Annotated in this window: 25 protein-coding genes and 6 tRNA genes; 12 read left to right on the forward strand and 19 right to left on the reverse strand. The window is 30.6% G+C overall.

The window, feature by feature from the left end; all coding sequences use genetic code 11:
- Positions 1 to 77: 77 nt before the first annotated feature.
- From glmS to M6G78_RS02850, 3 genes are all read left to right on the forward strand, one after another.
- Positions 78 to 1,907 carry a glutamine--fructose-6-phosphate transaminase (isomerizing) gene (gene glmS, locus M6G78_RS02840; protein WP_138268661.1) on the forward strand — a complete coding sequence of 610 codons (1,830 nt, stop codon included), beginning with the start codon at positions 78 to 80 and terminating at the stop codon, positions 1,905 to 1,907.
- A 200-nt stretch (positions 1,908 to 2,107) separates the two neighbouring features.
- Complete coding sequence (locus M6G78_RS02845; RefSeq protein ID WP_138268660.1) at positions 2,108 to 2,587, forward strand: QueT transporter family protein; 480 nt, start codon at positions 2,108 to 2,110, stop codon at positions 2,585 to 2,587.
- Positions 2,587 to 3,024, forward strand: a complete 438-nt coding sequence (locus tag M6G78_RS02850) for a nucleoside deaminase (protein WP_138268659.1) — start codon at positions 2,587 to 2,589, stop codon at positions 3,022 to 3,024. The genes M6G78_RS02845 and M6G78_RS02850 overlap by 1 nt, the downstream gene beginning before the upstream one ends.
- 27 nt (positions 3,025 to 3,051) lie before the next feature.
- Here the strand turns inward: M6G78_RS02850 and M6G78_RS02855 are convergent, their stop codons facing one another.
- From M6G78_RS02855 to M6G78_RS02875, 5 genes are all read right to left on the reverse strand, one after another.
- On the reverse strand, positions 3,052 to 4,332 hold the full coding sequence (locus M6G78_RS02855) for a hypothetical protein (RefSeq protein ID WP_138268658.1): 1,281 nt from the start codon (positions 4,330 to 4,332) through the stop codon (positions 3,052 to 3,054).
- A gap of 104 nt (positions 4,333 to 4,436) precedes the next feature.
- Positions 4,437 to 4,709, reverse strand: coding sequence for an HU family DNA-binding protein (locus tag M6G78_RS02860; RefSeq protein ID WP_138268657.1), 273 nt, complete (start codon positions 4,707 to 4,709; stop codon positions 4,437 to 4,439).
- A 78-nt stretch (positions 4,710 to 4,787) separates the two neighbouring features.
- Positions 4,788 to 6,131 carry a nucleoside triphosphate pyrophosphohydrolase gene (gene mazG / locus M6G78_RS02865; RefSeq protein ID WP_138268656.1) on the reverse strand — a complete coding sequence of 448 codons (1,344 nt, stop codon included), beginning with the start codon at positions 6,129 to 6,131 and terminating at the stop codon, positions 4,788 to 4,790.
- A gap of 17 nt (positions 6,132 to 6,148) precedes the next feature.
- The gene (locus tag M6G78_RS02870; RefSeq protein ID WP_207734410.1) at positions 6,149 to 6,931 is read right to left on the reverse strand and encodes a ZIP family metal transporter; all 783 of its coding nucleotides are present in this window, start codon (positions 6,929 to 6,931) and stop codon (positions 6,149 to 6,151) included.
- A 165-nt stretch (positions 6,932 to 7,096) separates the two neighbouring features.
- Entirely contained in the window at positions 7,097 to 7,480 is a 384-nt protein-coding gene (locus M6G78_RS02875; protein ID WP_138268655.1) for a VOC family protein, read from the reverse strand.
- 148 nt (positions 7,481 to 7,628) lie between these two features.
- Between M6G78_RS02875 and M6G78_RS02880 the strand changes: the two genes are divergently transcribed.
- Positions 7,629 to 7,988: a DUF4186 domain-containing protein gene (locus M6G78_RS02880; RefSeq protein WP_253229559.1), complete on the forward strand. Its 360-nt coding sequence runs from the start codon at positions 7,629 to 7,631 to the stop codon at positions 7,986 to 7,988.
- 33 nt (positions 7,989 to 8,021) lie between these two features.
- On the opposite strand, the gene M6G78_RS02885 is transcribed toward M6G78_RS02880, so the two are convergent.
- The 5 genes from M6G78_RS02885 to M6G78_RS02905 form a co-directional block, all read right to left on the reverse strand.
- The gene (locus tag M6G78_RS02885; protein ID WP_138268653.1) at positions 8,022 to 8,252 is read right to left on the reverse strand and encodes a KH domain-containing protein; all 231 of its coding nucleotides are present in this window, start codon (positions 8,250 to 8,252) and stop codon (positions 8,022 to 8,024) included.
- Between the two features lie 12 nt (positions 8,253 to 8,264).
- Entirely contained in the window at positions 8,265 to 8,507 is a 243-nt protein-coding gene (gene rpsP, locus M6G78_RS02890; RefSeq protein WP_138268652.1) for a 30S ribosomal protein S16, read from the reverse strand.
- A 68-nt stretch (positions 8,508 to 8,575) separates the two neighbouring features.
- The gene (gene ffh / locus M6G78_RS02895; RefSeq protein WP_138268651.1) at positions 8,576 to 9,898 is read right to left on the reverse strand and encodes a signal recognition particle protein; all 1,323 of its coding nucleotides are present in this window, start codon (positions 9,896 to 9,898) and stop codon (positions 8,576 to 8,578) included.
- Positions 9,899 to 9,908: 10 nt separating this feature from the next.
- The gene (gene ylxM / locus M6G78_RS02900) at positions 9,909 to 10,223 is read right to left on the reverse strand and encodes a YlxM family DNA-binding protein (RefSeq protein WP_138268650.1); all 315 of its coding nucleotides are present in this window, start codon (positions 10,221 to 10,223) and stop codon (positions 9,909 to 9,911) included.
- Positions 10,224 to 10,404: 181 nt separating this feature from the next.
- The gene (locus M6G78_RS02905; protein WP_253229560.1) at positions 10,405 to 11,733 is read right to left on the reverse strand and encodes a RuBisCO large subunit C-terminal-like domain-containing protein; all 1,329 of its coding nucleotides are present in this window, start codon (positions 11,731 to 11,733) and stop codon (positions 10,405 to 10,407) included.
- Positions 11,734 to 12,077: 344 nt separating this feature from the next.
- Here M6G78_RS02905 and M6G78_RS02910 point away from each other — a divergent pair, with 344 nt between their 5' ends.
- The 8 genes from M6G78_RS02910 (at position 12,078) to M6G78_RS02945 (ending at position 14,377) form a co-directional block, all read left to right on the forward strand.
- Positions 12,078 to 13,247 carry a polysaccharide deacetylase family protein gene (locus M6G78_RS02910; RefSeq protein ID WP_253229561.1) on the forward strand — a complete coding sequence of 390 codons (1,170 nt, stop codon included), beginning with the start codon at positions 12,078 to 12,080 and terminating at the stop codon, positions 13,245 to 13,247.
- A gap of 79 nt (positions 13,248 to 13,326) precedes the next feature.
- Positions 13,327 to 13,402: transfer RNA gene (locus M6G78_RS02915), tRNA-Val, on the forward strand.
- Positions 13,403 to 13,427: 25 nt separating this feature from the next.
- Positions 13,428 to 13,504 (forward strand) — tRNA-Asp (locus M6G78_RS02920).
- A gap of 6 nt (positions 13,505 to 13,510) precedes the next feature.
- A tRNA-Phe gene (locus M6G78_RS02925) sits at positions 13,511 to 13,586 on the forward strand.
- 6 nt (positions 13,587 to 13,592) lie between these two features.
- Positions 13,593 to 13,667 (forward strand) — tRNA-Gly (locus M6G78_RS02930).
- Positions 13,668 to 13,676: 9 nt separating this feature from the next.
- A tRNA-Cys gene (locus M6G78_RS02935) sits at positions 13,677 to 13,750 on the forward strand.
- Between the two features lie 11 nt (positions 13,751 to 13,761).
- A tRNA-Leu gene (locus tag M6G78_RS02940) sits at positions 13,762 to 13,850 on the forward strand.
- Positions 13,851 to 13,948: 98 nt separating this feature from the next.
- Positions 13,949 to 14,377 carry a hypothetical protein gene (locus M6G78_RS02945; RefSeq protein WP_253229562.1) on the forward strand — a complete coding sequence of 143 codons (429 nt, stop codon included), beginning with the start codon at positions 13,949 to 13,951 and terminating at the stop codon, positions 14,375 to 14,377.
- Between the two features lie 398 nt (positions 14,378 to 14,775).
- Here M6G78_RS02945 and M6G78_RS02950 read toward each other — a convergent pair whose 3' ends face one another.
- The 9 genes from M6G78_RS02950 to mnmG form a co-directional block, all read right to left on the reverse strand.
- The gene (locus M6G78_RS02950) at positions 14,776 to 16,074 is read right to left on the reverse strand and encodes an NAD(P)H-dependent oxidoreductase (RefSeq protein WP_138268647.1); all 1,299 of its coding nucleotides are present in this window, start codon (positions 16,072 to 16,074) and stop codon (positions 14,776 to 14,778) included.
- The gene (locus tag M6G78_RS02955) at positions 16,074 to 16,445 is read right to left on the reverse strand and encodes a PTS glucitol/sorbitol transporter subunit IIA (RefSeq protein ID WP_253229563.1); all 372 of its coding nucleotides are present in this window, start codon (positions 16,443 to 16,445) and stop codon (positions 16,074 to 16,076) included. Before M6G78_RS02955 ends, M6G78_RS02950 begins: the two co-directional genes overlap by 1 nt.
- A gap of 39 nt (positions 16,446 to 16,484) precedes the next feature.
- Positions 16,485 to 17,471 (reverse strand): PTS glucitol/sorbitol transporter subunit IIB, encoded by a 987-nt coding sequence (locus tag M6G78_RS02960; RefSeq protein ID WP_253229564.1) that lies wholly within the window; start codon positions 17,469 to 17,471, stop codon positions 16,485 to 16,487.
- A 14-nt stretch (positions 17,472 to 17,485) separates the two neighbouring features.
- A complete protein-coding gene (locus tag M6G78_RS02965; RefSeq protein ID WP_253229565.1) occupies positions 17,486 to 18,013 on the reverse strand; it encodes a PTS glucitol/sorbitol transporter subunit IIC in 528 nt (175 codons plus the stop codon).
- Positions 18,014 to 18,074: 61 nt separating this feature from the next.
- Positions 18,075 to 18,521 carry a transcriptional regulator GutM gene (locus M6G78_RS02970; protein WP_253229566.1) on the reverse strand — a complete coding sequence of 149 codons (447 nt, stop codon included), beginning with the start codon at positions 18,519 to 18,521 and terminating at the stop codon, positions 18,075 to 18,077.
- A 14-nt stretch (positions 18,522 to 18,535) separates the two neighbouring features.
- The gene (locus tag M6G78_RS02975; RefSeq protein WP_253229567.1) at positions 18,536 to 19,480 is read right to left on the reverse strand and encodes a sugar-binding transcriptional regulator; all 945 of its coding nucleotides are present in this window, start codon (positions 19,478 to 19,480) and stop codon (positions 18,536 to 18,538) included.
- 174 nt (positions 19,481 to 19,654) lie between these two features.
- Entirely contained in the window at positions 19,655 to 21,055 is a 1,401-nt protein-coding gene (locus tag M6G78_RS02980; protein ID WP_253229568.1) for a polysaccharide deacetylase, read from the reverse strand.
- 122 nt (positions 21,056 to 21,177) lie between these two features.
- On the reverse strand, positions 21,178 to 21,957 hold the full coding sequence (locus M6G78_RS02985) for a ParB/RepB/Spo0J family partition protein (RefSeq protein ID WP_243112217.1): 780 nt from the start codon (positions 21,955 to 21,957) through the stop codon (positions 21,178 to 21,180).
- 1 nt (position 21,958) lies between these two features.
- The gene (gene mnmG / locus M6G78_RS02990; protein ID WP_138268639.1) at positions 21,959 to 23,845 is read right to left on the reverse strand and encodes a tRNA uridine-5-carboxymethylaminomethyl(34) synthesis enzyme MnmG; all 1,887 of its coding nucleotides are present in this window, start codon (positions 23,843 to 23,845) and stop codon (positions 21,959 to 21,961) included.
- Positions 23,846 to 23,850: the final 5 nt, after the last annotated feature.

Below are 23,850 nucleotides of genomic sequence, written 5' to 3' on the forward strand. Positions count from 1 at the left end.
AAAGTAATTTTAAGGACAAATTTAAGCTAAAACTTAAAAATCACACAACAATTATTTTTAAGGAGATTATTTAAAATATGTGCGGAATAGTAGGTTATATAGGAAACAAAAAAGCCAGTGACATTCTTGTTGAAGGACTTGGAAAGCTTGAATACAGAGGTTATGATTCAGCAGGAATTGCTGTTTTTGAAGATGATAAAATTACAATAAGAAAACATAAAGGCAGACTTGATAATTTAAAAGAAAGCTTAGGAGAAAAAGATATTAACGGTCATGTAGGTATTGGTCACACAAGATGGGCTACTCATGGAGAGCCATCAGACATAAACTCTCACCCACATGCAAGTCATAACGGTAAATTTGTAATTGTACACAATGGTATTATAGAAAACTATATTGAATTAAAAGAAGATCTTGTAAAAAAAGGTTTTAGATTTATTTCAGATACAGATACAGAAGTTGTTGCTCATTTACTTGAAGATATGGATGATGGCGATTTACTTTCAACAGTAAAGAAAGTAGTAAAAAAACTTTCAGGTTCTTATGCTCTTGCAATAATGTGTAAAGATGATCCAGAAGAACTTATTGCAGTAAGAAAAGACAGCCCATTAATAATCGGTAAAGGTGAAGGAGAAAACTTTATAGCAAGTGATATACCTGCGGTTTTAAAATACACAAGAGATATATATTTGCTTGATGATGATGAAATTGCCGTAATAACAAAAGATGATATTACAATTTATGATAATGAAGGAAATAAAGTTGGAAAACAAATTCTAAAAGTTAACTGGGATGCTGCAGGTGCAGAAAAAGGCGGATATGAACATTTCATGTTAAAAGAAATCCACGAACAACCAAGAGCTATCAGAGATACATTAAGAGGAAGACTTGACGTTGAAAAACACGAAGTAAAACTTGATGATATTACAATAACAAAAGAAGATTTAGATAAAATCAACAAAATCTATATTGTAGCTTGCGGTACTGCTTACTATGCAGGAAACGTAGGTAAAAATGTAATAGAAAAATATGCAAGAATTCCAGTTGAAGTTGATATAGCAAGTGAATTTAGATATAGAAATCCAATTATAGATGAACACACACTTCTTATTTCAATTTCTCAATCAGGAGAAACAGCAGATACTCTTGCAGCAATGAGACTTGCAAAAGCTCAAGGAGCCAGAGTACTTGCAGTAACAAACGTAGTAGGAAGTACTGTTTCAAGAGAAGCAAGCGATGTATTATATACATGGGCTGGTCCTGAAATTGCCGTTGCTTCAACAAAAGCATACTCTACACAAGTTGTAAGTATGTACTTAATCGCTTTATTATTCGGTAAGCTAACAGGAAAATTAAGTGATGAAGATTTTGAAATAATCGCAAACGGCTTAATGACAATAGACAAAAACGTTGAAAATGTTCTAGCAAAAGAAGAAGAAATCAAAAAAATAGCTTATGAACATTTCAAAGTACACGATGTATTCTTCCTTGGTAGAGGTCTTGATTACTTCTTATCACTTGAAGGTTCTTTAAAAATGAAAGAAATTTCATACATTCATTCAGAAGCTTATCAAGCAGGAGAATTAAAACACGGACCTATCGCATTAGTTGAAGAAGGAACTCTTATTATAGCTCTTTGTACTCAAGATGCTTTATTTGAAAAAATGTTAAGCAACATTAAAGAAGTTGTTGCAAGAGGTGCTTATATCGTAGCTTTTGCAAAAGAACAAAACTCAAATGTTGAAAAAGAAGCAAATAAAGTAATGTATATAGATAATGTAATTGATGATTTAACTGTAATACCTACAGTTGTATATCTTCAAACTCTTGCATACTACCTTGCAGTTGCAAGAAACTGTGACGTTGATAAACCAAGAAACTTGGCTAAATCTGTTACAGTAGAATAATAAGGTTAATAACATTTAGTATAAGAGGCAAAAACAAGAGGGACTTCCCTCTTGTTTTTACTGGTATATGAAACGTCGTGGTTTCATGGTTTTTCATATACCCTTTAGGGGTACCTAAGGCTGTTATACTTGTTATTATATATAACAAATACCACGAACTCTTTTTATAAGAGCTTTTTTGTGGTGGATAGGAGCCAATTATGCAAAACAGTAAAATTCAATTTATCACAAAAGCTGCAATAATAGCAGCTATCTACACAGTATGCACAATGCTTATCTCTCCACTTGCTTTTGGAGAAAATCAAGTAAGAATATCTGAAGCTCTAAATGTATTGGTATACTTTACACCATCGGCTGTTCCGGGATTATTTGTAGGATGCATTTTATCAAACCTTGCAAGTCCTTTTGGAATAATCGATATCGCCTTCGGTTCTCTTGCTACTTTACTTGCGGGAATGGTTGCCAGTAAAATAAAAAACAAATACCTTGTAGGAATTCCAAGTATACTTTTTAACGGTATATTTGTTGGTTTTGTTTTATACAAAATGTCAGCAGTTCCATTCATTGCAGGATTTATAAGCGTATGCATTGGACAAGCTATAAGCCTATATGTTATAGGACTTCCTCTATTATTAATAATAGAAAAAAATGAAAAATTAAGGACACTTTTATCTCACTAATGAATGAATATATACTTCTAGCTTTAGAAGAAGCTAAAAAAAGCAATGATGACATTCCTGTGGGCGCAGTTATTGTAAAAAACAATAAAGTAATATCAAAAGCCCACAATGAAGTTATAAAGAGAAATGATTCAACGGCTCATGCAGAAATAATAGCAATTAAAGAGGCTTGCAAAGAACTTAATACATATAATTTAAGCGGTTGCACCATATATTCAACATTAGAGCCCTGTCCTATGTGCACAGGAGCTATAATAAACGCTAAAATAGATAAAGTAGTATATGGAGCAATGGATATAAACTACGGAGCGTGTGGAAGCAAATATAATCTCTTAAATGACAATAAAGCTAAGAAAATAGAAGTATATGCAGGAATAGAAGAAGATAAATGTAAAACATTAATAAAAGATTTTTTTAAAACAATAAGAAAAAAATAAAAGCAAGGGGTACCCACCTTGCTTTTTTTAATATAGTAAATATAATAATGTTACAATGCCAAGTCTCATTTTATCGTTTATTTTATTAAAAATATTAACATAAAGTCTTTCATAATTTCTTGGATTTGCACTTACAAGAACTAAAAAATAATCCAAGAAATTATCTTTATTCACACTTAAAATCTCTTCTTTACTATTTATCATTTTTGATAAATAGTTCTTATCTTCAATTTTTCTTAAATGAGAATTAACTTCGTGTTTATATATTTTTTCAATTTCATTTTTTAACTTCGTAAAGGTATATTTTTCTTTTTCTTCAATGCCTAATATGTTAGATAAATTTTCCATTAAGGAAATTAAAGCATTATTCTCTTTTCTATATTCAGAAAATCTTATCATATCACAAAGAGTTTTTCTTATTAAATTCTTATTGTTAGAATCTAAATCTAAAAGCTCCATAATCAAATAATCTTTATTATCATTAAAACTATCTCCCATATGCTTTTCAAATAAAGTATAAGAAGAATCATTTTCAAAATTTATATAATAATATTTTCCACAGACCTTTTTTAAAACTTTTAATGTATTCAAATATCCTATTTTTATATGCTCTTTCATTATATCGGTACTGTATTTATCCTCAAGTTCCAAAAAGTCACTGCTTTTAATTATTGTTATTTTTTTCAATGAAGATTTATCTACCATTTCTTCTGTGGATATTATATTTTCGTATCCATTTTCCACAAGTACATCAATTAAATTACCATTATAATTTTGCATTCCCCCCATATTTGAGTCCATATTTGAAATTTCAGGGAAACATACACAAAGTAGAATATATGAATGAAGCTGGCCTTTGGGAATATCATCAATACTTAAAGATGAAAACTCCATTGTGTTTAAATCTATTACATCAAAAAAAAGCTTAATATCGCTATTTCTTACATCATCTTCATTTATATATTCTCTTAAAGCTTTTTTAAGATCTTTTAATCTTTTATCTGTAGATAGAAATTTTGTAAACTCTTTAACAAAGCTTTTTTTAGATAACTTAGACCATGAATGTTCATATAAACCTGCTATAAGATTGTTTACTTTAAACAAATTCTTTCCAACTGCCATTGTCCAAAATTTAACAATCTTATCCATATCTTTCATAGAAAAAAAAGCAGCATTTACGGCTCCCATGCCTCCCGCACAAACAGCCTTAAATTTCATATCACTTTCCATAAATGCAGCAAATGAACCTATTTCATAAAACTTTTTACTGCCGTCTAAATTAAGTATAATTGCATCGTACTCTGGCATCGTATCACTCCCATTTTTTAGTAAAATTATTATAACATAAAGAACAATAAAAAAATACCTTATATATTAGGTATCTTTTTATTTTATTATATTAAAAAATTTAATTAGTTTAAAGAATCTTTTAAAGCTTTACCTGCTTTGAAAACTGGAGCTTTGCTTGCTGGAATAGTAATTTGTTCTTTAGTTTGAGGATTGATACCTTTTCTTTCAGCTCTTTCTCTTACTTCAAAAGTACCGAAACCTACTAATGAAACTTTATCTTCTTTTTTTAATGTTTCTGTTACAGTTTCAATAAATGCTCCTAAACAGCTATCACATTCTTTTTTTGTAAGTCCAGTTTTTTCGCTTAAAGCGCTTACTAATTCTGATTTATTCATTCTAAATTTTCCTCCAAATTAATTTTTGTTGATATATCAACTTTTAAACTCTAGATTATATTTTACCAAAAAAATTATTTATTTCAATAGTATTTTAGCCATTTCCCAATATTTTTCCAAATTTTCTTGGTCCAAACACATTATATTTTTACTATCCTTTTCGATTAGTTCTTCCATTAAAACAAAACGGCTTATAAACTTGTTTGTAGAAGAATTCAGAGCCTCTTCAGAGTTTATTCCCATTAGCCTTAAAACATTTACTACACTAAAAAGCAAATCCCCGGCTTCCATAAATAGGTTATCTTCATTTTTCCCTATTTCATTTTTAAACTCTTCAATTTCTTCATAAAGTTTATTTAAAGCTTCTTTATAATCTGCAAAATCAAAATTTGCATCCCCTGCTCTCTTTTGAATTTTTTGCGCATATAAAAGTGCCGGAAAACCTTTTGGAACATCTAATAAAGTCTGTCTAAAATTTACAAAAGACTTCTCTTCCTTTTTAACACTATTCCAAACAGCAGCAGTGTCATCACCTTCTAAAATAGTATCTGAAAACACATAAGGATGCCTTCTTATTAATTTACTTGCAACATTTAAAATTACATCTTTATAATCAAATTCTTTACTTTCTTTAGCGATTTGACTATGAAGAGCTATTTGCATAAGTAAATCTCCAAGTTCATCGCTTAAGGCATTCATATCTTCCTTATCAAGAGCATCAAGAACCTCATAAGACTCTTCTATTAAATGTTTCTTTAAACTCTTATGAGTCTGTTTTCTATCCCAAGGACAACCCTTATCGCTTCTAAGATAATCAATAAGTTCCATAAATGCATCAAAACTTCCTTTTACATCAGTAAAATTCTGCTTATCTATGGCTAATGTAAAAACCTCTTCTGTAAAAGATTCATCAAAATCTTTTAATTTTATTTTATCTGTTTTATCTTCTTTTATTACATATATTATTATGTTTTCACTAAAACTTTTTAAAAGTTTTTCTTTTAAAGAAGAGAAATTATTTTTATCAATATTTTTAATAATATTTATACCGCTAAAATCTATATTTATATTTTCGTCAATTCTTAAATCTATTATTTTATAATTACTATTTTTACCAAATAAAATATTTACTAGATTATTTTCATCTAAAGTTATATTTAGTGAATTATCATCAAACATTAACTCAACAAAATCACGGTATTTATTTGTATCAAAAATAACAGTTATATCTTTATTATTAGCAATTTCATTTTTAAAGTTATTATAATCATTAAAATCAAAACTAATACTTTTTTTTAGAATATTATTCTCATATAAATCTTTTTGAATAATAACATTATCCATAGTTTCAATTTTATTTTTTATCTTTAATGTTATTTCATTTATATCTTTTATATTTAATACAAAAATATTTTTTTTCATTTGTATACCTCGTTATATTAACCTAAAGCAACGTCTAAAATCATCATAATTAAAAAACCTATAGAAAAACCTATAGTTCCCAAATTGGAGTGACTTCCAATAGAAGACTCTGGAATAAGCTCTTCAACAACAACATATATCATTGCACCTGCAGCAAAAGACAATAAATACGGTAAAAATGATACTATATATGATGATAATAAAATCGTAATAAACGCACCTATTGGCTCTACAATCCCCGACAATACTCCATATGAAAAAGCCTTCTTTTTACTTACGCCTTCATTTATAAGAGGCATTGAAATAACAACCCCTTCCGGAAAATTTTGAATCGCTATACCTACTGATAATGCAATTGCACCTGCAAGAGTTATACCTGCACTGTTTGTTAAAAATCCGCTAAAAACTACCCCAACAGCCATTCCTTCAGGTATATTATGAAGAGTTACCGCAAGAACAAGCATTGTTGATTTTTTAAGACTGCTTTCCATCCCCTCTTTAGAATTATCTATGTGCATATGCGGAATAAGTTTATCAAGTAAAAGTAGAAAAAGTATTCCAAGAATAAAACCTATTGCTGCAGGTAAAAAAGAAAATTTACCCAAGCTTTCTGACATATCTATTGAAGGAATTAATAAAGACCATACAGAAGCCGCAACCATAACTCCTGAGGCAAACCCAAGAAGTAAATTCTGCATACTTCGCTTCATATCTTTTTTTAATAAAAAAACACATCCAGCACCAAGAGAAGTGCCTAAAAACGGAATTAGAATTCCTATTATTGTATTTATGTTAAACATAACTCCCCTCCTTATTCTAAACATTAGTTATTGCTAACAATATCATATAAAAATTTACTGTTTACTATATTTTTTAACAATATACTATTATATAAATATTATGTCAACAAATTAATAATAAAAAAAGAAGAGATAAATAAAAATTTACCTCTTTAAATTTTTAAATTATTTTTTCTCTCTGATAATTTCTATATCATAACCGTCAGGATCTGTAACAAAGAAATAATTTGGTTTATTTCCTTTTAATCCGTAAAAATCTGTTACCTTGTATCCTTTTTTGGCAAGTTCATCGTGCGCAGCTTCTAAATCTTCAACATAAAATGCAAGGTGAGCAAATCCGTTTCCGATTTCATATGGTTTTTCAGGATCATAATTATATGTTAGTTCAACTTCACAAGTTTTGTTAACATCTTCCAAAAATACTAAACAAAAATCTCCAGGATAATCTTTTCTTCTTGTTTCCTTCATTCCAAGAGCTCCTACGTAAAACTCCAAGCTCTTATCTAAATCAAAGACTCTTATGCTTGTATGCCCAAATCTAAAATTCATTTTCGTACCTCCTTTTAATTATTTTTATTATATCATAAAATTTTATCCCCCAATAAATAAATTAAAAAAATAGCTACAATATTGACAAAACATATAATGACTTGTATAACATAAATATATCTAATAAATATTATAAAAGGAACTTATAATGAACGAAAAATACATTCAAGATAAATTAAATGCTTTATCAAAATCTAAATTTAGAAGCAGTTTTCATTTAAAGAAGAAAGATATAGAATATATTGATAAAAAAGGTATAAATACAATTAAAAGCCATGCTTTTGACTTCATAGAAAAAAGAATAGCACCACAGTACATAAAAAACGATGGAAAACAAACACCAACTAAAAACCACCCTGTATTCATCGCTCAGCATGCTACAGCAACATGCTGCAGAAATTGTTTATATAAATGGCACCATATACAAAAAAATAAACAACTTAATCAAGAAGAACAAGAATACATAGTAAAAGTAATAATGGAATGGATAAAAAAAGAATATAAATAAGAACCCAAACAATAATAGTTTGAGTTCTTATTTTTATTCTTCAATATCTAAAACAACCCTTTTATCAGCTTTTATTGCAGCAGCTTTTAAAACATTTCTTATTGCTTTCGCAATTCTACCTTGCTTTCCGATAACTTTACCCATGTCATCTTTAGCAACTTTAAGCTTAATTACTGTTAAATGTTCCTTTTCAATTTGTTTTACACAAACTTCTTCGGGACTGTCAACCAAAGCTTTTGCAATTGTTTCAATTAATTCAACCATATTGGTCTCCTATTATTTTATAATACCGTTTTGTTTGAATAACTTAGCAACAGTATCAGTTGGTTTAGCACCTTTGTTTAACCATTCTTGAGCTTTTTCAGCATTAATTTCAATGCTTTTTTCTCCAACTGGTTTATATCTACCAATTAAGTCGATGCTTTTACCATCTCTTGCTGTTCTTTCATCTGCTACTACGATTCTGTAGTATGGTTGTTTTTTTGAACCCATTCTTTTTAATCTGATTTTTACTGCCATGTTTTTTCTCCTTTTATTTTAATAATTATATTTTTATATTAAAGAAATTAAATTTCTTTTTTGACTTGTTACATAAACGGGAATTTCATCTTAGGTAATCTCATCTTACCTGAATTAAGCTGTTTCATCATTTTTTTACTTTGTTCAAATCCCGTTAAAAGTTTATTTACATCACTTACTTTTGTACCGCTTCCAGCAGCTATTCTCTTTCTTCTGCTGGCATTGATGATACTTGGATTTTGTCTTTCCTTTATTGTCATTGACTGTATTATTGCCTTTTGTCTTACAAGCTCTCTTTCATCTATTGATAAATTCTTAAGCTTTCCTGCACCCGGAAGCATAGATAGTATACTTTCAATTCCACCCATTTTACTCATGCTTTCCATTTGATCAAGGAAATCTTCCAAAGTAAAAGAGTTCTTTCTTAATTTTGCTTCCATCTTCTTAGCTTCTTCTTCATTATATACGCTTTCCGCTTTTTCTATCAAAGAAAGAACGTCACCCATACCAAGAATTCTTGAAGCTACTCTATCAGGATGGAAAGGTTCAAAGTCTTCCATTTTTTCACCAAATGCAGAAAACTTAATAGGCTTATTTGTTATATAAGTAACACTAAGTGCCGCACCGCCTCTTGCATCAGAGTCAAGTTTTGAAAGAATGAAACCTGTAATTTCAAGATTTTCATCGAAAGCTTTTGCTGCATCTACGGCTTGTTGTCCCATTAAAGAGTCTATTACAAATAGTGTTTCGTCAGGATTAATAACTTTTTTAACCTTTACGGCTTCTTCCATCATTTCACTGTCAACATGTTGTCTACCTGCCGTATCCACGATTACAATATCGGCGCCTTTACTTTTTGCATATTCAACACCTTTTTTTGCAATCTTTCCTGCATCTTTACTATCAAGTGAAAATACTTCAATATCAAGACCTTCACCAAGAATTTTAAGTTGATCTACCGCTGCGGCTCTATGAATATCACAAGCTACAAACACAACTTTTTTATTCTTTTTATTTTTAAAATAGTTACCCATTTTACCGATACTTGTAGTTTTACCACTACCTTGTACCCCGACAACCATGATAACAGTCGGAGGAGTGGATGAAAAGTTTATATCTCTGCTTTCCCCTCCAAGCAAATCGATAAGTTCATTGTTAACTATCTTAATAACTTGTTGTCCCGGAGTCAAAGATTTTAAAACCTCTTCCCCCATACATTTTTCTTTTAAATTTTTTGCAAATGTTTTTACTACTTTATAGTTTACATCAGCTTCAAGTAAGGACATTCTTATTTCTCTTAAAGCTGCATCGATATCTTTTTCTGTAAGTTTTCCTTTTCCTCTTAACTTTTTAAAAGTTTCTTGTAATTTATCACCTAAAGCCTGAAACATAGAAACCTCCTTATAGGTTTTCCTTTACCTTCTCTATTAAAGATAAAGCCTCTTTATTATCAATCAAAGCTTCTGCTTTTTCAAGCATTTTAATGTTTTGTTCATATTTATTTAATAACTGTAATTTATCATCATAATCAGATATTATTTTTTCTGCCCTTTTTAAAGTATCATAAACACCTTGTCTAGAGATATTCAAAATACTTGCAATTTCACTTAGTGATATATCATCACTGTAATAATATTCAAGCACTTTATACTGTTTTTGAGTAAGAAGAGATGCATATATATCTATTAAATACGACATCTTAAAATATTTTTCCATACTACTCTCCTTATACTGACTAAAGGATTATAACAAAAGGAAAAGACATTGTCAAGGTTTTTCACTTGACAATTAAAATACTTTTTTAATAATAAAAAAACAACCCCCAACGATAGTTGGGGGTAATAATTATATTCTTTTTTAAGAGGAAAACATGACGTTATGTTATAAACTCAAAAGTTTATTTTTTCATATCAAATAAATCTTCTTTTTCACCACATCCCCAATCATCAAGAGCGATTTGAAGATCCGGTTTATCTTTTGCATATTCTCTTAATGGAATACCAGCCATAGCAGCATCAATTGCTTGTCTTAGAGATCTTGCACCTGCTGTAGCACCGTTTCTGTGTCCATGAACAGCACCACCTGCTGCAATCATAACATCAGTACCAACTTCATAAATTGTTTCTGGAACAACACCTTGATACATTCCTCCGCTTGGTGCAGGAAGACAATCTTTAATATTATGGAATTTCATCTTAAGATCTCTACAAGTTCTTAAGTATGAATCTCTAAGTACAGGAATCTTACCATAATAGTTTGTTGTTATTGCCATATCAGCTCCGGCAAGTCTTACAAGTTTACCCCAAAGTAATGCTACGGCAACACCTGTATCAGGAGAGTAAGATTGTGCTGCAGCATAGTCAGGATGTGACATAATAGGAACTTGAATATTAGGGTCTTCAGCTAACATTCTAAGAGCTGAGAAACCTGCTGTATATGTATTAATCATTAAAGCATTTGCACCTGCATCTAAAGCTCTGTATGCAAGGTCTTTAATCTTAAAGCTGTCTTCTGTTAAGTTAACAGTATATAAATGTTTTTCACCTGTTTGTTCATAAGCTTTTAGACCTGCTTCTGTTATTGCTTTAACTCTTTTTTCAATAGGGCACCATGCAGGATCCGCAACAAGAAGTTCATCATCTTTTATTACGTCAATACCGCCAACATAAGCATCTCCTGCCATTATTGCACCTTGTTCAGGAGTCCAACCTGTATCAGGTTTAATCATTGCACAAGTAAGTGGTCTTTCAGGAATATCAAGAATTTCTCTTACGCCTTTTATACCAAATTTTGGGCCTTGGAAATGGTCTGTATATTCTTTAGGGAATTCAAGGTCTACAAGCTTTAATCTTGCAGCAGAAATATTACCTATTGCAGTTGTAAAAATCATTGGGAAGTTAGTTCCTATGTTTTCCCAAGGGAAAGCAAGTCTAACTATCATATCTCTGTATTGTATTCCGTCAGGAAGTTCTCTGTCATAAGCAGGTGTTTCATAAATACCAATAACTTTTGCAGCATGTCTTTCAACAATGTCATCTGTTTCAAAAGGAACATCAATCCATGTACCTGTTGCTTGTTCTGCAGCTATTGATTCTGCAAATTTGGCAAGGTCAAGTTCCATAGGATTATTTCCTTTACCTCTCATATAATATGTAGCAACAATATATTTGCTCATATCTAAACTTTCACTACATTGGAACATCAAAGGGTTATATTTTTGTTTCATTATAAAAATCCTCCTTAAACTTTAAGTATTTAACCGTCTACCCTTAAATGTAAAAACAACTTTATAAACATAGTCCTGTCTTTACGCTTTTATATTAACATGGTAATTATGTTTTGTCAATATTATAATTTATATTTTACTTTTATTTCTATTTAAAACAACTTAATGTTATAATATTATTAACAAGTAACAAAATAAAAACAACAAATAAACCATAATGGTTATATATGCCGTTATAAAACATATAACTTGTTAAAAAGCAAAAAACATCTTAAAATTAGAAAATATTTTTTTCTACTTAACATATATTTTAATGTAACAAATAAAAAGAGAGGTAAAAACAATTGTCAAATAAAAATAAACATAATGATGATTTTAGAAAAAAGATTACCAATCTAAATATGTTTATAAAAAAACAAAGGTATTACATTATAATTTTAGTACTTCTTTGTTTTATTATCGCGTTAGTATCTTTTAATATAAATAAATTTTCAGCTTATATAAATACTCAAAACGAAGTAGAAATAAAAGAGGATGTATCAAAGACAGATATTGACTATAAAAATATTAAACCAAACGAAGCCGGTGATATTTTAGTTATTATGTATCACAGTATAGATGATAAAAAGAATCACTATCCATGGCACAGAAGCAAAAAAGAATTTAGGGAAGATTTGGAATATATGTATCAAAACGGATATGTTTTAATTTCCATGAAAGAGTATTTAAGCAATGATATAGATATTCCTGCTGGGAAAACCCCTATTTTGCTAACTTTTGATGATGGATTAAAAAGCTGTTTTTCCTTAGTAAAAAATAAAGAGGGAAAACTTGTAGTAAATGATGATACACTTATAGGGATTCTTGAAAATTTTAAAGCAGAACATCCGGATTTTGGAAGCGGAGGAGTTTTATATATAACAAATAATCCTTTTGAATATGATGCTTACCATAATAGCAAATCAGAAGGCTCTTATAAGGATAAATTCAGAGTTTTACAAGAATTAGGATACGAAATAGGAAATCATACTTATAGTCATTATAATATGAATGAACTAAGTAACAGCGAAATAACAAAAGAAATAGGAAAAGTAAATAATTTGGTTTATAACAACACAAATAAAAACAAGACTGTTTATTTAGCTTATCCCTATGGTGACAAACCAAACAAAAACGGATTAAAAGCTGTAAAAAGCGGAACATATAAAGACATTTCATACAATATAGAAAGCGCAGTTCTTGCAGCACCGGAAAAACCTTATTTTACAAACCCAATAAAAAATGACTTTAATCCTTATTATATAAGCAGAGCCATAGCAAATAAAGGACAACACCAAGATATGTACTGGTATTTTGATTATTATAAAAAAAATCCTGATAAAAAATATATTTCAGATGGAAATAAGAGTGTTTTATCCATTCCATCAAATTATAAAGAAAGCATAAATACTGCTAAAATAAAGGGTTTTAATGTTATATATTATGACGAAAAAACTTTTGAAAAAATAAAATAAAAAAATGTTAATTTTTACTTGACATAATCTTTGCATTGTTATATAATAAATCAGCACTGAAAAAGTGCTGAAAAAAAATGGTCGCATAGCTCAGCTGGGAGAGCACCTGCCTTACAAGCAGGGGGTCATAGGTTCGAGCCCTATTGCGACCACCATTAAAAAAATTAATATTAATAATGCGGCTCGGTAGTTCAGCTGGTTAGAATGCTAGCCTGTCACGCTAGAGGTCGAGGGTTCGAGTCCCTTCCGAGTCGCCATTTTATGCCCAGGTAGCTCAGTCGGTAGAGCAGCGGACTGAAAATCCGCGTGTCGGTGGTTCGATCCCGCCCTTGGGCACCATCTTAAGCGAAAGTGGCTCAGTGGTAGAGCATCGCCTTGCCAAGGCGAGGGTCGCGAGTTCGAATCTCGTCTTTCGCTCCATTTTTTTTAGGCGGCATAGCCAAGTGGTAAGGCAAGGGTCTGCAACACCCGTATCCCCAGTTCGAGTCTGGGTGCCGCCTCCATTTTATCTTAAGCCGAAGTGGCGAAATTGGCAGACGCACAGGACTTAAAATCCTGCGATCCTTACCGATCGTACCGGTTCGACTCCGGTCTTCGGCACCATCCTTTTATGTTAGACCTCAAGGTCTTTTTTTTATATTTTTTCTCTTCCTTTGTGATATCATTAACTTATAATATAAGTTTCAAGGAGGGAATAAATTATGAAACTAAAAAAATTATTAGCATTATTAATTGTTGCTCTTATGGCTGTTTCTTTTGTTGCATGCGGAGGAAAAACAAACAATACAGAGGAAACACAAACAAGTGAACCTAAAATCACAGTAGAAGAATTCAAAGCTGAACTTAAAAACCTTGGCATTGAAGGAACAGAAGAAGAAACAATGTACGAACTTGTAGGTGCAACTGCGGGATTTAAATTTACAGCCGATGATAAAACTTTAGAATTATATACATTTGATAAAGATTCAAATGCATATAAAAATGCTAAAAAAGATGGTAAATTAACAATGGAATCTCTTGGAAGCGAAATAACAGAAAATGTTACAGTTGCAAACGGATATGCTATTATACTTCCTACAGATTTCCCTCAATATGATGCTGTTCTTGCATTATTTAACAGATTACAATAACAAATGATATATTACAAAAAAGCGGTTTTATAATAAAACCGCTTTTTATTTTATTTAAATAAATTCCATATATTTTATTATATCTTATTTTATAGAACATTAATAATTTAAGCTCCATATAAAACCATTTAAACAAAATAAATAATACATAGGTTAATGGATTGTTAGTTATATATATTCTCCTTCAAATAAAACTTACAAAGCCATAAATACAAATTAAAATATATACAATGCTCTTAATCATATTTTATTAAAATATATATCATTTATTACTGTATTCATTATATACTTATATTAATAACATTATTTATTATGTTTTTAATATAATTAAAATAATAAACCCAAATATGAATTAAATCTCATATTTGGGTTTATTTAAATCAAAATGTTATATTATTTTATCCGAAAAATCTATCTTGTAGTTTTCTAAGCTGTACAATTAATGAATTATCATCTAAATCAACCATATCATATGTGATTGTTTGTCCTTTTTTAACATCTTTAAGAAGTTTTGTATTCTTTGTAATAACTCCCAAAGGAACTCCGTTATCTTTAAGCATATTTTCGTGTGTATCAACAACACCATATACAGTATATCCACCAATACCGTCAAGCATTTCGCCTGCTTTTAAATCTTTTTTAGCAACTGCTACTGTTTCACAAACTAATCCACCGTCCATAGGAACTAATGTTGAAGTATTGTCAACAACTGCTTTTGCTACTGTTAGAGGTGTTTCCAAAGAACATAAATGATAAGGTCTATATAATACCCAGTTAGGACCTTCGCCCATGCTTAGGTAATTCATTTCATGTTTAACAAAAGGAAGATCGCTTGAAATGATTACAAATACACCAGGAGCAATACCATTTACCCATTCAACTTTTCCGTATCCATTTTGAAGAATACCACCTTCTTCAGTAGGTCTAAACAAATTAGGTAAATCATTTACTTCAGCTTCAGGTCCATGACCTCCTCTGATATCAGGGATAAATCCTGTTGCATTAGCCATAGCTGTAAGTTCTACCATTGTTTTTGTTCCGTCTGTAAATGCTGTTTGCATCTTAGGACTAACGCCTCTCTTAGCTGCATATTCAGCTAATGTTGTAGGATTTGCATCATAGTCGATTTTATTGTTTTTACCTTTACCAATAACTCTTACATCAAATCCGGCAGCTGTTGCAAAATCATATAATTCTTTAACCGCACCAGGTTCATCCCCTGCACTGCCTGTATAAATTACACCTGCATTATCAGCTAATTTTTTAAGCATAGGTCCAATAACAACATCAGTTTCAACATTTAACATACAAATATGTTTACCTTCGTTTATAGCATCAATTGCAACTCTTGCCCCTACTTCAGGAACCCCTGTAGCATCAACAGCAGCTTGAATAAGGTTTGCTTTTGCACCAAGCTCTGAATTTTCTGTTGCAATATATTTACCTTTTTCAAGATATGCATTGGCTTCGCTTAATTTATTTGTTATAATATAATCATCTTTGGTTAATCCAGAGTTTTCAAATGCGGCAATGACATTATCTATATTAATGTCAGCAACAATTGCGGGCTTCATACCTTTCATCCTGATCATTTGACTGGTCATGCCCCTGCCCATTTGTCCTGCTCCTATTATACTGGTCATAATAGGAGCATTTTTTTCTTCTAGCTCTGCTAATTTGTAATTCATTCTTAACATTATTCGTTTCCTCCTAAAAATTGTATTTTAATGTAATCTCCCACCTTTAAATCTGGAAGTTTTTCACCTTTTAATTGGATTTGTCCGGGAAGTTCTACGCTGTCTTTACCTCCAAATACCAAACAACAATGTCCCAACATTTTTAATGTTTCTTTCGCTTCTGAGCCTACGGCAGTAACAAGATAATCATCTTCACCAAGAGAAATAATGTCACCCACACAAACATCCCTTGTTAATTCTTGCTTTTCATGTAAAATAGATAATTCCGCAAGTTCAACTGGAGCATCATCATTAAACAGTATAAGCATATTTTCTTGTAAAAAATCTAAAGCCATGTCGCCAAATCCGGTTATTTTTGATATATAATTCATATTATGTACTTTCCTTACGTTTAAAATTTTTTATGTCTATTAATATAATCCAAATGAACAGAAGTATGCGATTATAACCGCAATAGGTCCTGTAATAAGTCTAGAGAATAACATTGCAGGAACCCCGATTTCAACTGTAGAAGGTTCAGCTTCCCCTAAAGATAATCCAACAGGAACGAAGTCAGCACCAACTTGAGCATCTATAGCAAATAATGCTGGTAATGCATATGTTGGAGGAATAGTTCCTTTTGCAATTTCAGCACCAACTAATACACCTACTACTTGAGCAATAACTGCCCCTGGTCCAAGAACAGGTGATAAGAATGGAATCGCACAGATTATTGATAAAACAATCATTCCTGGAAGAGAACCAGCAAGAGGACTTATAGCTTTTGCTATTACATCACCAATACCCGATGCAGAAATTATACCAAGAAGCATACTAACGAATGCCATAAATGGTAAAATATTTCTTATTGTAGTATCAATAGCATCTCTACCTGCTGCGAAGAATTTATTTACAACTCCACCAACGGCTTTACCTATTTTTGCAATAACTCCAACTAAACCTTTTTGTTCTGGTCCGTTATTTTGACTAGATGATGGTTTAACTTCTTGTGTAACAGCTGAAGGTTCTTCATCACTAACTTCACCTTCATATAATGTTACGTTATTTTCTTTAACGTCTGATACATATATTTCTTCTTTAATATATTGTGCAAGTGGTCCAGCAGCTCCTACAGCGTTAAGGTTAATTGTATAAACGCCTTTTTTAGGATAAACACCACATCTTGCAGTACCGCCACAATCAACGATAACTACAGCCATTTCTTCATCAGGCACACCTGTAGAGAAAGCATCAATAGCTTCTGCACCTGTTAAGTCTGCAATGTATTGTGCAAGGGGATGAATTCCACCACCTGTAACACTGGCAATTTTATTTTTCTTTTCAGTTGGTTTTATAATTAACGGTCCACCCCAACCTTGAGAACCTTTTTCGATCTTAACTGCTTTATAATTACTCATATCTTTTCCCCTTTCTACGCATCTGCACTTTTCTTATTACTCATAATTGCATATAATCTTTCAGTAACAACACCTCTGATTAAGATTACAACAACACCAACCAAGAAATATCTTAAAGCAAGTGGTGTAGTACTTAAACCTAATGCTGTAATACCATTTGCAATACCTAAGTAAACAAATAATTCACCGGCATTTGCATGAGGGAATAAACCTGTTATTGGATGACAGAATGAAACCGTAGAATCGTAAAATGCAACTTTATGTTCTTCTTTTAAGAAACGACCAAATGAATACGCCATTGGATTACATAAGAAAAACATAGCTAAAACAGGCATTAAAGTATATCTTGTTATAAAACTCTTAGATAATACTTTCATAGCTTTATCCACTCTTTCTTCACCGATAATTTTAATTAAAGCATTAATAGCTGTAATTAAAACGATAAGAGTAGGTATGATACCTGTAACCCATCCAACAAAAGTCTCACCTCCTGCGTTAAATAGTCCGATAAAACCTTCTGCAAGTTTTGTCAAGAATTCCATAAAAAATTCTCCTTTCTATATTTTTTATTTATGAAAGACAACAGTTGTCTTAACATACAATTTACTCAACAACTTTTTTTATTTCTTCCTGCAACTCAATTTCATCATTGTTAGTTTTATTCTTTTCTAAAACACCTATTAAACCATTTACAGCCTGAAGTAAAGAGCTTCCTTTTTTCTTTCTTCTCTTACTTCTAATTTTTTTCATTTTCTCCTCTTCTTCTTCTTTTAAGTCATAAATGGACTGTCCATTTAATACATCGAAATCTTTAAATCTGGCAAAAACACTAAACCCTTTCATGATTTTACCTTTTGTAACATAACCGTTGTTGTCGCAAGCCAAAATCAAAATTACTCCATATATAAAATATTGCTTATCTTTGCCTACGCTTACATTTCCATATTTTCGAATCTCATTAAATGATATAGTAAAATCTTTAGCTTGTTTATAAGTTAAAATTGAATTAAAAACCATAAGAACAAAAGCTACAGCAAAAATCTTCCACATAATATTCCTCCGATTTAATCTTCAAGCAATAATTTTGCAGTGCTTGAATTTGTTACGAGAACATTTACAATCTTTCCGTTCAAAGCTCCTTTTATTGCCTTAACTTTCTCTTCCCCTGCACTTATCCCAACAACTCTCTTTACTTTCTTTAATGACTCTAAATTTATACCGAATATATCATTATTGTACGAATAATTTGTATTACCTTCTATATCATACATTTGAAGACATATATCTCCCACAATTCCGCTATTTTTCATTTCAACAATGTCTTCTTTTTTGTAATACCCCGTTTCCATCATTGTCGAACCGGGAACAGCCGTACCTATACCAACAACTGCGGTTGTAATTTTATCCAACAAATCAAATACTTGTTTTATATGAATATCATTTTTTAAACTAAGCATTAAATTTGGATCCGCTATCATTGCCGGTGCATGAAGAAGATGATATTCTCCTCCAAAAGCTCTAAAAAAATCGATTACAATTTGATTACAATGAAGTTCAATACCAACTTGTCCCATACCTCCAAGTAGAGGAACAAAAGAAATATCTCTTGGTTTATCTTGATGAACATATTGTGCTATAGTCTTTATTGTTTTTCCCATTGATAACCCAACAATTTCCCCATCTTTTAAAACCCTTTGTAAAAATTCAGCACAAGCTTTACCAAGTGCATCCCTTTCATATGAAGCATCGGTAACATCTTCTGCAATTATGACTTCTTTTAAGTTAAACTTTTCTTCTAATTGTTTTTCTAATTTGTAATAATCATTTTTCAAAGGATTTATAACTTCTATCTTGACAATACCTTCACTTTTTGCATTTTTTAAAATTCTTGATATTGTCGCTCTTGATATTGAAAGTTTGGAAGCAATTTCTTCTTGTTTCATGTCGTTGTTGTAATACAAATCGCATACTTTTACCATTAACTTAGTATCATCAGAAACCTTTTTCAAAATTCTTCTCATTCCTTTCCGTTGAAATTAATTTCTATTCAATTTATTTTTACATTTGTTCAATATTTGAAAAATTGTTCTTTTTATGCTCTTATAATAAATCAAAACCAATCAAAAGTCAACCATTATTTTATTAAATATAAAAACAAAAAGAACACGGCAAAAACGTGTTCTTTAATTGTTGACACCATGATGTGGAGCAAAAGAGTTATTATCAATAGCCCTAAATACATACCCTCTTTGTTTGTAGTACTTAATTATTTTAGGAAGAGCTTCAACAGTCGTATCTTTTGCATCTGTATCATGAAAAAGTATATTAATATTGTTTTCACTACAATTGGTTGCATTTTTTACAAGAATCTTTACCTCTACATTATTTCCGGAGGCATCTGTAGAATCACAGTTCCAATCATAATATTGATACCCTCTGTTTTGAACTTCTTTTGTTAAATAAGTCATTATACCTTTTTTATAGGCACTGCTTATAGTATTGGATGACCCTCCGGGAAATCTTATATATTTAGGAGAATAACCGATAATGCCTTTTAACATGTTTTCAAGTTTATGTAAATCATCAAAATATGAGTACTTTGATTTATATACTTTTGCATAGTCATGAGTATATGTATGAAGCCCTATAGTATGACCTTTATCATGAGCTGTTTTTATTAAATAATTATATTGTTTATTGTTTCCTGTTACGAAAAAAGTTGCCTTTGCATCATATTTATCAAGTATATCAAGTATTTTCTTAGTATTGGAAGAAGGTCCGTCATCAAAAGTCAAGTATACTATTTTTTCCTCGCTTTCACTCGTTGTTCCAATAGCTTTTACAACATTAACTTCTCTTTTTACAATGCTAATATTTCCTGCCCTGTCAACAGCTTTATATGTAACAAAATATTTGCCTTCTTTGTTAGGATTAAAATCTCCTTTTTCCAAAATAAGTTTAGGGTTTGGATCATGATCATCTTTTATAATAACATCCTTTTCCCAACTTTCATCCCCGCCCACAACTACATCAATTGCAGATACATTTTTAATCTCAGGTCCTTTATTATCTTCAATTACATGAACGATAGTATTTTTACTTGTACTGTTTTCGTAAACATCACTCACAACAACCTCTACCTCATAATCTCCTACATCATCAAAATTATAATCTTCTTTAAAGGATACGGTTGTTTTACTTGCATCTTTTACATCTTTCACCAATTCTTTTGGGTCTAATTTTACTCTGTTTTCTATGGTAATTTCTTTTACATTAAAAGAAGGAGGTGTTGTGTCAACGACACTTATTGTAACGGGATAATCTTTATTTTTATACTTATATATAATTTCATAATCCCCTATCTTATTTGTATCCAAATTCTTCCTATCTATTAAAACATCTTTTTTATCCCCGAAAACAACATATTTTATATTACTTTCAGGATTATATGCATGTTTAACTTCAACTTCAACACTCTTATCTTTTAAAGATAATGGACTTATAAAAATTTTAAACACTCCAATTAAACAAATTAATGCTATTATTCCAAAAAAAACATATTTTTTATTAATTCTCATTTTCATAGCAAATGCCTCTTTCATATTCAGTGAAGTGATTATATCAAATTTCGACATAACAGGCAATAAACAAAAAATTAAGTGAAAATTAAATTTTTATTAACTAAAAAAAGCATACTGAGTATGCTTTATTTTTTAGGAATTGTTATGACAACTTCAATTCTGTCATCATAATCTTTTTCTTTATAATCACAGTCAAGCCCTGTATTAAAAATACTTTTATAAGCCTGTTTTATGGTATTTGTGTATATTTTATAATTAAAAATATTCTTTACGTTTGTCTTTGAAGAATTAACAATAACTTCCTGTTTTAATCTTTCAACCAAAAGCTCTGAATTTTTAACATTTAAATCTTTTTTAGCCATTTCCTTTGCAGCCTTTACTCTCATTTTTCTATCAGGAAGAGATAAAAGACATCTTGCATGACGCTGAGTAAGATTGTTTTTTATTATTATTTCCAAAACCTCTTCATCAAGGTTTAAAAGTCTTACTAAATTTGATATTGTAGACTGTTTTTTCCCTATTTTTTTTGATAATGCCTCTTGACTGATACCATATTCGCTCATTATCTTTTTATAACTTAATGCTTCTTCATAAAAATTCAAGTCTTCTCTTTGAATGTTTTCAATTAAAGCTATTAAATCATTTTCTTCATTGTTTATATTAGCAATAATGCAAGGAATATTCTCTAATCCTGCAATCTTAGCGGCTCTTAATCTTCTTTCTCCGCTTACAACCTCATATAAACCATCTTCACTTTCTCTTACGGTAATAGGCTGAATTATACCTAAACTTTTTATTGATTCGGCAAGTTCGTTTATACTTTCTTCATCAAAATATTTTCTTGGTTGCTCTTTATTTGCTTTGATTGATTCTATATTAATTTCTTTTATATTTTTATCTGACACTTTATTCTCCCCTTTTGGTATTTTTTGCAAGCTCGATTAAAAGCACATTTATATCAGCAGGAGAAACTCCTGATATCCTTGAAGCCTGACCTAAATTTTTTGGTCTTATATCTTCAAGCTTTTGTCTTGCTTCCAATCTTAAATTCTTTATTTCATTATAATCTATATCATCAGGCAATAATTTCTTTTCCATCGATTTGAATTTTTCAATGCTTGCCTGTTGTTTTAAAATATAATCTTCATATTTTATTTGAATCTCTACCTGCTCACAAATTCTCTTAGAAAGAGCCGGTCTGTTTTCATCAAAAACAATCGTATCCTTATATGAAAGATCAGGTCTTTTAATCAAATCATATAAAGTAACGGCATTTCTTAATGGAGTTGTTCCAATTTCAACGAGTTTTTGATTATTTTCCTTGTTAGGAGTTATTTTAATTCCTTTTAATCTCTCTTTTTCACCTTCAACGGCATTTTTATATTTTATTAAATTATTATATCTTTCTTCACTTATAAGACCTTGTTCATAACCATAAGGAGTAAGCCTTAAATCCGCATTATCTTGTCTTAATAATAATCTATATTCAACCCTTGAGGTAAACATTCTGTAAGGTTCTTTTGTTCCCTTTGTTGTAATATCATCAATCAATACACCTATATAACTACTTGCTCTGTCAAGAACTAAAGGTTCTTTTTCCTGAACATAATTAGAAGCATTTATTCCTGCTATTATACCTTGTGCCGCAGCTTCTTCATATCCGCTTGTACCGTTTATTTGTCCGGCTGTAAAGAAACCTTCAAGTACTTTACTTTCAAGAGAAAGGCTTATTTGCGTAGGTTCTATTGCATCATATTCTATTGCATAAGCAACTCTCATTATCTCAACATTTTCAAGTCCTTTAATAGTTCTTAAAAAAGCAACTTGAACATCTTCAGGTAAAGAAGAACTCATCCCTTGAAGATACATTTCATTTGTATTTAACCCTTCAGGCTCTACAAATAGCTGATGTTTTTCTTTATCTGCAAATCTAACGATTTTATCTTCGATACTTGGACAGTATCTTGGACCTACACCTTTTATGTTTCCACTGTATAAAGGAGAACGATGAAGGTTTGCTTTTATTACATCATGTGTATTTTTGTTAGTATAAGCAAGATAACAAGGTTGTTCATCAAATTCAATATCTTTGCCTTCATTCTCAAAAGAAAAAGGTGTTATTTCTTTATCTCCATATTGAATTTCCATTTTTGAAAAATCAATACTTCTTCTATTTACTCTGGCAGGAGTTCCTGTTTTTAATCTTAAGAGTTTAAAACCTAAATTTTTCAAGCTGTCACTTAACTTATTTGCCGCAAATATACCGTTAGGTCCTCCAGAATAACTTACATCACCTATGATTATTCTTCCTTTTAAGTATGTTCCTGAACAAAGAACAATTGCTTTTGTATAATAAATTGCACCTGTATTTGTAACAATACCTTTTACTTTTCCGTCTTCTGTTAAAATATCAACGGCTTCTTGCTGTTTCAAATCAAGATTATCAGTATTTTCTATAACAAATTTCATTTCTTCCTGATATCTTTTTTTATCGGCTTGTGCCCTCAAAGACTGTACGGCTACACCTTTTGCAGTATTTAAAGTTTTGATTTGGATAAAAGTTTTATCTATATTTTTACCCATTTCACCGCCTAAGGCATCTATTTCTCTTACCAAATGTCCTTTCCCCGTACCACCTATTGAAGGGTTACAAGGCATCATAGCAAGAGCTTCTAAATTTAATGTTAAAAGAAGAGTCTTGCTTCCTTTTCTTGCACTTGCAAGAGCAGCTTCACATCCTGCATGACCGGCACCGATAACTATTACTTCATATTCTCCAGCTAAAAAACTCATATTTA

The organism is Anaerofustis sp. NSJ-163 (genome assembly GCF_024135845.1).
Lineage (GTDB): Bacteria > Bacillota > Clostridia > Eubacteriales > Anaerofustaceae > Anaerofustis > Anaerofustis butyriciformans.

Bases quoted from the DNA above. Each gene is read 5' to 3' on its own strand.
- glmS (WP_138268661.1), top strand. From the start codon at position 78: ATGTGCGGAATAGTAGGTTATATAGGAAACAAAAAAGCCAGTGACATT.
- M6G78_RS02845 (WP_138268660.1), top strand. From the start codon at position 2,108: ATGCAAAACAGTAAAATTCAATTTATCACAAAAGCTGCAATAATAGCA.
- M6G78_RS02850 (WP_138268659.1), top strand. From the start codon at position 2,587: ATGAATGAATATATACTTCTAGCTTTAGAAGAAGCTAAAAAAAGCAAT.
- M6G78_RS02855 (WP_138268658.1), bottom strand. From the start codon at position 4,332: ATGCCAGAGTACGATGCAATTATACTTAATTTAGACGGCAGTAAAAAG.
- M6G78_RS02860 (WP_138268657.1), bottom strand. From the start codon at position 4,709: ATGAATAAATCAGAATTAGTAAGCGCTTTAAGCGAAAAAACTGGACTT.
- mazG (WP_138268656.1), bottom strand. From the start codon at position 6,131: ATGAAAAAAAATATTTTTGTATTAAATATAAAAGATATAAATGAAATA.
- M6G78_RS02870 (WP_207734410.1), bottom strand. From the start codon at position 6,931: ATGTTTAACATAAATACAATAATAGGAATTCTAATTCCGTTTTTAGGC.
- M6G78_RS02875 (WP_138268655.1), bottom strand. From the start codon at position 7,480: ATGAATTTTAGATTTGGGCATACAAGCATAAGAGTCTTTGATTTAGAT.
- M6G78_RS02880 (WP_253229559.1), top strand. From the start codon at position 7,629: ATGAACGAAAAATACATTCAAGATAAATTAAATGCTTTATCAAAATCT.
- M6G78_RS02885 (WP_138268653.1), bottom strand. From the start codon at position 8,252: ATGGTTGAATTAATTGAAACAATTGCAAAAGCTTTGGTTGACAGTCCC.
- rpsP (WP_138268652.1), bottom strand. From the start codon at position 8,507: ATGGCAGTAAAAATCAGATTAAAAAGAATGGGTTCAAAAAAACAACCA.
- ffh (WP_138268651.1), bottom strand. From the start codon at position 9,898: ATGTTTCAGGCTTTAGGTGATAAATTACAAGAAACTTTTAAAAAGTTA.
- ylxM (WP_138268650.1), bottom strand. From the start codon at position 10,223: ATGGAAAAATATTTTAAGATGTCGTATTTAATAGATATATATGCATCT.
- M6G78_RS02905 (WP_253229560.1), bottom strand. From the start codon at position 11,733: ATGAAACAAAAATATAACCCTTTGATGTTCCAATGTAGTGAAAGTTTA.
- M6G78_RS02945 (WP_253229562.1), top strand. From the start codon at position 13,949: ATGAAACTAAAAAAATTATTAGCATTATTAATTGTTGCTCTTATGGCT.
- M6G78_RS02950 (WP_138268647.1), bottom strand. From the start codon at position 16,074: ATGTTAAGAATGAATTACAAATTAGCAGAGCTAGAAGAAAAAAATGCT.
- M6G78_RS02955 (WP_253229563.1), bottom strand. From the start codon at position 16,445: ATGAATTATATATCAAAAATAACCGGATTTGGCGACATGGCTTTAGAT.
- M6G78_RS02960 (WP_253229564.1), bottom strand. From the start codon at position 17,471: ATGAGTAATTATAAAGCAGTTAAGATCGAAAAAGGTTCTCAAGGTTGG.
- M6G78_RS02965 (WP_253229565.1), bottom strand. From the start codon at position 18,013: ATGGAATTCTTGACAAAACTTGCAGAAGGTTTTATCGGACTATTTAAC.
- M6G78_RS02970 (WP_253229566.1), bottom strand. From the start codon at position 18,521: ATGTGGAAGATTTTTGCTGTAGCTTTTGTTCTTATGGTTTTTAATTCA.
- M6G78_RS02980 (WP_253229568.1), bottom strand. From the start codon at position 21,055: ATGAAAATGAGAATTAATAAAAAATATGTTTTTTTTGGAATAATAGCA.
- mnmG (WP_138268639.1), bottom strand. From the start codon at position 23,845: ATGAGTTTTTTAGCTGGAGAATATGAAGTAATAGTTATCGGTGCCGGT.